We start from the raw sequence: 278 nt of genomic DNA on the forward strand, positions 1-278 counted from the left end.
AACAGATATTTTTTTTCAACATGAAAGAGCAACGAGAATATCATTATTAACGTTTGCCCTTTATTCAGGTTCGTATCTTGGTCCATTTGTTGCTGGTTATATTGTTGACAATGAAACGTTAGGTTGGAGATGGTGCTATTGGTTTTTGGTTATCTTTTTTGGAAGTTTATTCGGTATCCAGTTATTTTTCATGGAAGATTCCACATTTGTTGCACAGAGAAAAAATTACACACAAGAGGGTAAAGAGATCTTAACAGAAGTCTTAAGAAAAGAAGAAA

The 278-nt window shown here is 33.1% G+C and carries 1 protein-coding gene; it reads left to right on the plus strand.

What is annotated here, in order from left to right; translation table 11 throughout:
- On the plus strand, positions 1–278 hold a 278-nt coding region (locus IEQ44_RS18560), incomplete at both ends, for an MFS transporter (RefSeq protein ID WP_193639410.1).

Origin of the sequence: Nocardioides malaquae (assembly GCF_015070385.1) — a bacterium.
Lineage (GTDB): Bacteria > Actinomycetota > Actinomycetes > Propionibacteriales > Nocardioidaceae > Nocardioides > Nocardioides malaquae.